General features: G+C 47.1%; 5 protein-coding genes, 20 tRNA genes and 1 rRNA gene. 22 read left to right on the forward strand and 4 right to left on the reverse strand.

The features are described 5' to 3' along the window. The 21 genes from rrf to LCF57_RS07425 form a co-directional block, all read left to right on the forward strand. Positions 1-103 (forward strand): 5S ribosomal RNA (rrf, locus tag LCF57_RS07325); the annotation flags it as partial. A 36-nt stretch (positions 104-139) separates the two neighbouring features. After that, positions 140-216, forward strand: a tRNA-Ile gene (locus LCF57_RS07330). 24 nt (positions 217-240) lie between these two features. Further along, positions 241-316 (forward strand) — tRNA-Ala (locus LCF57_RS07335). Between the two features lie 4 nt (positions 317-320). After that, positions 321-396, forward strand: a tRNA-Asn gene (locus LCF57_RS07340). A gap of 34 nt (positions 397-430) precedes the next feature. Continuing rightward, a tRNA-Met gene (locus LCF57_RS07345) sits at positions 431-504 on the forward strand. A 3-nt stretch (positions 505-507) separates the two neighbouring features. After that, positions 508-599: transfer RNA gene (locus LCF57_RS07350), tRNA-Ser, on the forward strand. A 31-nt stretch (positions 600-630) separates the two neighbouring features. Beyond that, positions 631-702: transfer RNA gene (locus LCF57_RS07355), tRNA-Glu, on the forward strand. 93 nt (positions 703-795) lie between these two features. Beyond that, a tRNA-Met gene (locus LCF57_RS07360) sits at positions 796-869 on the forward strand. A gap of 29 nt (positions 870-898) precedes the next feature. Next, positions 899-975, forward strand: a tRNA-Asp gene (locus LCF57_RS07365). A gap of 36 nt (positions 976-1011) precedes the next feature. Beyond that, positions 1012-1084, forward strand: a tRNA-Phe gene (locus LCF57_RS07370). Positions 1085-1109: 25 nt separating this feature from the next. After that, positions 1110-1185, forward strand: a tRNA-Thr gene (locus LCF57_RS07375). 4 nt (positions 1186-1189) lie between these two features. Beyond that, positions 1190-1275: transfer RNA gene (locus tag LCF57_RS07380), tRNA-Tyr, on the forward strand. Positions 1276-1293: 18 nt separating this feature from the next. Further along, positions 1294-1366: transfer RNA gene (locus LCF57_RS07385), tRNA-His, on the forward strand. Between the two features lie 15 nt (positions 1367-1381). Beyond that, positions 1382-1456 (forward strand) — tRNA-Gln (locus LCF57_RS07390). A 4-nt stretch (positions 1457-1460) separates the two neighbouring features. Next, a tRNA-Lys gene (locus LCF57_RS07395) sits at positions 1461-1536 on the forward strand. Positions 1537-1549: 13 nt separating this feature from the next. Continuing rightward, positions 1550-1637 (forward strand) — tRNA-Leu (locus LCF57_RS07400). 5 nt (positions 1638-1642) lie between these two features. Beyond that, positions 1643-1717, forward strand: a tRNA-Gly gene (locus LCF57_RS07405). Positions 1718-1727: 10 nt separating this feature from the next. After that, a tRNA-Cys gene (locus tag LCF57_RS07410) sits at positions 1728-1798 on the forward strand. Positions 1799-1824: 26 nt separating this feature from the next. After that, positions 1825-1901: transfer RNA gene (locus LCF57_RS07415), tRNA-Arg, on the forward strand. Positions 1902-1925: 24 nt separating this feature from the next. Continuing rightward, positions 1926-1999 (forward strand) — tRNA-Pro (locus LCF57_RS07420). A gap of 9 nt (positions 2000-2008) precedes the next feature. Continuing rightward, positions 2009-2079: transfer RNA gene (locus LCF57_RS07425), tRNA-Gly, on the forward strand. Positions 2080-2220: 141 nt separating this feature from the next. Here the strand turns inward: LCF57_RS07425 and LCF57_RS07430 are convergent. The 3 genes from LCF57_RS07430 to LCF57_RS07440 form a co-directional block, all read right to left on the reverse strand. After that, positions 2221-3324 carry a PAS domain-containing protein gene (locus LCF57_RS07430; RefSeq protein ID WP_226000120.1) on the reverse strand — a complete coding sequence of 368 codons (1104 nt, stop codon included), beginning with the start codon at positions 3322-3324 and terminating at the stop codon, positions 2221-2223. After that, positions 3317-3970 carry a response regulator gene (locus LCF57_RS07435; protein ID WP_025718949.1) on the reverse strand — a complete coding sequence of 218 codons (654 nt, stop codon included), beginning with the start codon at positions 3968-3970 and terminating at the stop codon, positions 3317-3319. The genes LCF57_RS07430 and LCF57_RS07435 overlap by 8 nt, the downstream gene beginning before the upstream one ends. 142 nt (positions 3971-4112) lie before the next feature. After that, on the reverse strand, positions 4113-4565 hold the full coding sequence (locus LCF57_RS07440) for a GAF domain-containing protein (protein ID WP_226000121.1): 453 nt from the start codon (positions 4563-4565) through the stop codon (positions 4113-4115). A 299-nt stretch (positions 4566-4864) separates the two neighbouring features. Between LCF57_RS07440 and LCF57_RS07445 the strand changes: the two genes are divergently transcribed. After that, a complete protein-coding gene (locus tag LCF57_RS07445; protein WP_226000122.1) occupies positions 4865-5605 on the forward strand; it encodes a Crp/Fnr family transcriptional regulator in 741 nt (246 codons plus the stop codon). 380 nt (positions 5606-5985) lie between these two features. On the opposite strand, the gene LCF57_RS07450 is transcribed toward LCF57_RS07445, so the two are convergent. Next, on the reverse strand, positions 5986-6170 hold a 185-nt coding region (locus LCF57_RS07450), incomplete at its 5' end, for a hypothetical protein (protein ID WP_226000123.1).

Here is a 6170-nt window from a genome sequence, read left to right on the forward strand (position 1 = left end):
CGGAGGGGTTCCACACGTACCCATCCCGAACACGACCGTTAAGCCCTCCAGCGCCGATGGTACTTGGACCGCAGGGTCCTGGGAGAGTAGGACGCCGCCAAGCAATGTCCTTTAAAGGATAATAAAGTTGTAAAGATTAGGGCCTTTAGCTCAGCTGGTTAGAGCGCACCCCTGATAAGGGTGAGGTCGGTGGTTCGAGTCCACTAAGGCCCACCACTTCTTAATTAGTATAAAATGATTGGGGCCATAGCTCAGCTGGGAGAGCGCCTGCCTTGCACGCAGGAGGTCAGCGGTTCGATCCCGCTTGGCTCCACCAATATTCCCTGATAGCTCAGTTGGTAGAGCACTCGACTGTTAATCGAGTTGTCACAGGTTCGAGTCCTGTTCGGGGAGCCATATTTCGAATATTTCTGTCTTTTATATATAAGGTGGCGGCGTAGCTCAGCTGGCTAGAGCGTACGGTTCATACCCGTGAGGTCGGGGGTTCGATCCCCTCTGCCGCTACTCGGAGAGATACCCAAGTGGCTATAAGGGGACCCTCTGCTAAGGGGTTAGACTGCGAAAGTGGTGCGAGGGTTCGAATCCCTCTCTCTCCGCCACACCTTTAAAATTTCAGAACTTATTTTATGAGGCCCGTTGGTCAAGGGGTTAAGACACCTCCCTTTCACGGAGGTAACAGGGGTTCGAATCCCCTACGGGTCATAATATGGAGGCTTAGCTCAGCTGGGAGAGCATCTGCCTTACAAGCAGAGGGTCGGGGGTTCGATNTAATTTAGAAGAAATTCCTTTTACTGTCGCGGGGTGGAGCAGTTCGGTAGCTCGTCGGGCTCATAACCCGAAGGTCGTAGGTTCAAATCCTGCCCCCGCAATTAATTTCCTGATGGAAATGAATGCCTCTGGAACTGTGGTGTAGAGGCCTAACATGCCTGCCTGTCACGCAGGAGATCGCGGGTTCGAATCCCGTCAGTTCCGCCATTTTAGTATGTATAATACTGTAATAAAACATAATATGGCTCGGTAGCTCAGTCGGTAGAGCAGAGGACTGAAAATCCTCGTGTCGGCGGTTCGATTCCGTCCCGAGCCACCTTTCAAGTGGGAATGAGTAATGTGCCGGTGTAGCTCAACTGGTAGAGCAACTGACTTGTAATCAGTAGGTTGGGGGTTCAAGTCCTCTCGCCGGCACCATTTTGGAGGATTAGCGAAGTGGCCAAACGCATCAGACTGTAAATCTGCTCCCTTACGGGTTCGGTGGTTCGAATCCATCATCCTCCACCAGTCTTTTTTAATCATATGGCGGTCGTGGCGAAGTGGTTAACGCACCGGACTGTGACTCCGGCATTCGTGGGTTCAAGCCCCATCGGCCGCCCTTTATTCTTATTGTTGGGGATTAGCCAAGCGGTAAGGCAACGGACTTTGACTCCGTCATGCATAGGTTCAAATCCTATATCCCCAGCCATTAAGAGCCATTAGCTCAGTTGGTAGAGCACCTGACTTTTAATCAGGGTGTCGAAGGTTCGAGTCCTTCATGGCTCACCATTTATAATTATTTGCGGTCGTGGCGGAATTGGCAGACGCGCACGGTTCAGGTCCGTGTGGGCTAACCCCCCGTGGAGGTTCGAGTCCTCTCGACCGCACCATATTTGCGGACGTGGCTCAGCGGTAGAGCATCGCCTTGCCAAGGCGAGGGTCGCGGGTTCGATTCCCGTCGTCCGCTCCATTATCCATACGGCGCCATAGCCAAGTGGTAAGGCAAAGCTCTGCAAAAGCTTCATCCCCAGTTCAAATCTGGGTGGCGCCTTAACTGCTCATTATGGATTAAATTATGCGCCCTTAGCTCAGCTGGATAGAGCGTTTGACTACGAATCAAAAGGCCGGGAGTTCGAATCTCTCAGGGCGCGCCATTTCTTTTAAAAAGTGTATAATATCGGGATGTAGCTCAGCTTGGTAGAGCACCTGGTTTGGGACCAGGGGGTCGCATGTTCAAATCGTGTCATCCCGATACTGATTTGCGGGTGTAGTTCAATGGTAGAACTCCAGCCTTCCAAGCTGGTAGCGTGGGTTCGATTCCCATCACCCGCTTTTTGCTATAGCGGATTCTTGTTGCCTCAGTGGTGACACCTTATAAATAAAGAGAGCCTGTCTGGGGACAGTGCTCTCTCTTTTTTTATACTGTTTTCTCTACATAACGATAGGATGATTTTACCGATCCGACGGCCGATTTTACACGGGAATGATAAGCTGGATGGAAGTTCCTTGATCTGGCGCGGAGGTCATGCTCATATATCCTCCTGCCCCTCTAGCCCGTTCTTCCATGCTAAATAATCCAACGCCCTCTCCTTGAGATTCTTTAGAGAATCCGATCCCTTCATCCCAAATGTTCACTTGTATGATTTCACCCTGATCTTCTACGTCGACATGTGCTTCTGCTACGTCTGCGTACTTGGCTACATTCGTTAATGCTTCCTGTACAATCCGATAAATAGCTATTTCCTTGCGGATATCAAGGCGTTTACGTAGATTACACTGAAAATGGACCTCAATGCCGTAATGCGAGCAAAAGTTTTCAATATAGGTTCGTATGGCTGGTACGACACCTAAATCATCCAAAACTGAGGGACGTAGTTCCCATGCCAGTCCGCGGACGTCTTTAATGATGTTGGTTACCTGTGAACGCAGATTTTCGAGAACAGGACTAGGTTGTTCAGCAAGCTGGCTATCCAGTTGAATAACTAGAGAAAACAAGCTTTGTCCGATCCCGTCATGCAGTTCTCTTGAAAAACGCTTGCGTTCTTCCTCCTGAATTTGCATTACTTGCGTCATCATCGTCTGGAGCTCCGCCTCGACTTTTTTCAGTTTGGTGACCTCATTACGGATCGCTAAATACTGATAGGGCTTACCTTCCTCGTCCATGAACGGAACGATCGTGGTATTCACCCAGTAATAGCTGTTATCTTTAGCACGATTGCGTATTTCTCCTTGCCATACCTGGCCTGAACGTATGGTGGTCCACAGGTTTTTCATGAATGCGGGGGTATGATAACCTGAATTAATGACGCGATGATCTCGACCGATCAATTCTTCACGACTGTACTGCGAAATCTCACAAAACTTGTCGTTCACGTACTGAATAATGCCCCGATGATCGGTCAAGGCAACGATAGAGGAAGTATCTAGTGCAAGCTTTAGGTTGGATAGCTGGTGAAGTGAGTTACGCAGTTCATCGAGAAAAGAGGACTCTGGAATATAAGCTTCCAAATCATTTAGTAGCTTATCAGCCGACTCATCAAACACATGCTGAAGTAAAGGATTAGAAGGTTCATTCATAGTGCAGCAGCCCCTTTTTAAGTGCAAATTTGACCAGCTCGGGCCGTGTTTTCAGGTTAAGCTTCTCCATAAGGTTACTTTTGTGAGACTCTACGGTTTTGACGCTAATCACCAGGTGCTCGGCAATTTCCTTATTGGCATATCCTTTTGCTATCCATGACAGAATTTCCTTTTCACGCTCGGAAAGGGACTCATAGGGTCCGGCAATGCCTTCCTGTTTGATCTTGTCCAGATATTCACTCATCAGTCGTTTGGTCGCATTTGGGTACAGATAGGCGCTGCCTTCGGCCACAGACTGAATGGCAGCGAGTAATTCCTCATGAGGTGCGCTTTTTAAAATGTATCCCGATGCCCCGGCCTGAATTGCCCGGAATAGGTATTCCTCGTCATCATGCATCGTTAGAATAAGAACTTCAGTATCAGGCAACCGTTTTTTTAATTCAGTGGTTGCTGTTAGACCGTCTTTGCCAGGTGGCATACTAAAATCCATGAGCACCACATTAGGTTGCAGCTCGACCGCCTTGCGGATCGCCTCATCACCGTCTGCAGCATCTCCTACCACCTTAATGCCGTTTTTGCCGTCCAATAGGGCCATAAGGCCGGAACGTACGACAACATGATCATCCACTACAAGTATACGAATCAATTTGTCATCCCCTCGAACGGTAAAAAACCGTACGTTTTCTCATAATCATAGCAAATTTTAGGGATTTCAATCAATATAGACAGTTGGGTATAGCCATATTCAGCAAATATCTATTGTCACATCTATAAAAGCATAAAGTATCTTATGGAGTAAGGGGGTGAGCACATAGCTGACCCAGCCGCTGAGCGACTTGAGTGGCCTCTGATACTTCGGAATCGGTGAATGTTCTTACATCACGGTTACCAAGAAGCAGTACACCATTCGGCAAATTACCTGTGCTGGAAAAGGGAATAGCCACAGCAGAATGAAGCTGCTCAGCCAGCATCAGCGCACATTCCTGACGTAGACGTATGCTGCCAGGCAGCAAAGCACTCACAATCACGGTACGTCCCAAACGAACAGCCAGCCCGGCAATGCCGTGTCCCACTTTAAAAGAAATAAGGCGATAACGATTGCTTCGGCTGCCAGAGGCGTAATACCAATGTAACTTACCTCCTCCTGACTTGGACATGAATGCAAGGGCAGTAAGATCTCCATAGATGCGATCCCTTAACTGGTTCAGTTCTTTTCGCATTTCATCCGTTATTTGTAGCATAGAAGACACATCCTTTTTCTTAACAAAACTGTAGCTCTAATTCATTGTAGTTCCGACAGTTACAAAAGTAAGTCAGGGAACCCCCTGATCTATAGGCGCAGGAAACACTGACTTTTCATAAGACGGGGGGATGAGTAAGAGGAAAGCCGGTAAATGGGGCACTAGCCTGCCTGAGAAGTGATATATATCACAGCAAATCAGGGAGTAGGAAGGTACAAAATCAGGTGTTCTCCCGATAACAACCCATGTGTTCAACCATTATGATATAGATATCAGGTAAACACGAGGAGGACGCTAACATGCAAGCCACTTGTATGGAACGGTTTGGGGACGAGGCGGAACGCACGGGGATTCAGCTTTTTTTGACGGCGGAGCATTTTGAACTGCTGAAAGAAATTATGTCTTGGAAAAAGGTAAAGGCAGGCGTTATGCTTTTCCGAGAGGGCGAGGATGCGGAGCAGCTTTATTATATCCATTCAGGCCATGTAAAACTTCGTAAGTCGACAGAAGACGGTAAAGAATTGATTTTGACCATTCAGCATCAGGGCGATCTGATCGGGGAATTCAGTGGGATAGATGGGGAAGAGTATAGCTGCACTGCGGAGACAGCCGATGTGTGTGAGTTAGGCGTCGTGCTTGTTAAGGATTTGGAGTCGCTCCTGTCCAAAAATGGAGAAATGGCGCTGCAGTTTATTCAATGGATGGCGATGAAACAACGAATTACACAATCGCGTTTTCGTGATTTGCTGTTGTATGGTAAAACAGGAGCGCTCGCGTCTACACTGATTCGTGCGAGCAACACATGCGGCGTAGCAGTGAAGGATGGCATTTTATTGAATATGAAGCTGAGTCACTCCGAACTGGGTGAGATGATTGGAGCGACACGGGAAAGTGTGAACCGGATGCTGAGCTCGTTGAAGGAGCAGGGCACTCTGGATACTCGAGATGGAAAAATCGTTATTCATGATCTCAAGGTATTGCGTGCCATGTGCTGCTGCCCTTCGTATGGCCAATGTGCCCATGAAATTTGCCGACTCTAAAAATATATAAATAAGGCGGAGTCTCTGGGACCCGCCTTGCTTCATGTCTTCTGACAATCTGAGCCTATGGGCATTTGAAGAACGTGGACAATAAAAGAGCGCATCAACGCCGGATAGCAAAGTTCTTATGATTTCACTGTCTACCTTATAAAGTAAGACAATTCAGCCTTCACACCAAGGCGAATGTTGGATCAGCCTACAATCAGGATACATGATAGACGTTCTTTAGTAGCGTGCGAGACTTATGATTGGAACTAAATTCATATAGATTTTATAAACTAGGCGTGTTAAAGTAAACCTCCAGCCCAATATGGCTGACAAAATGGTTGAATAGATTTCCTCTCTAACATTAGGGAATATTTACAAGTTGATTTCCCTGGCTAAAAATGATATATTATTCTAGCTGACAACAAAACAGCAATTTCAAAAGTGAAAAGCTTGGGTCGGAATGATCTTGATAAAAAAAAGAAAAAAATAACCCTTGCATTTTTGAAACGAACATGATATGATCTTATAGCTGCTGAAAAACGCGGCGAAAAAGAAATGTTTGATCTTTGAAAACTGA

Origin of the sequence: Paenibacillus sp. BJ-4, assembly GCF_020404765.1 — a bacterium.
Lineage (GTDB): Bacteria > Bacillota > Bacilli > Paenibacillales > Paenibacillaceae > Paenibacillus.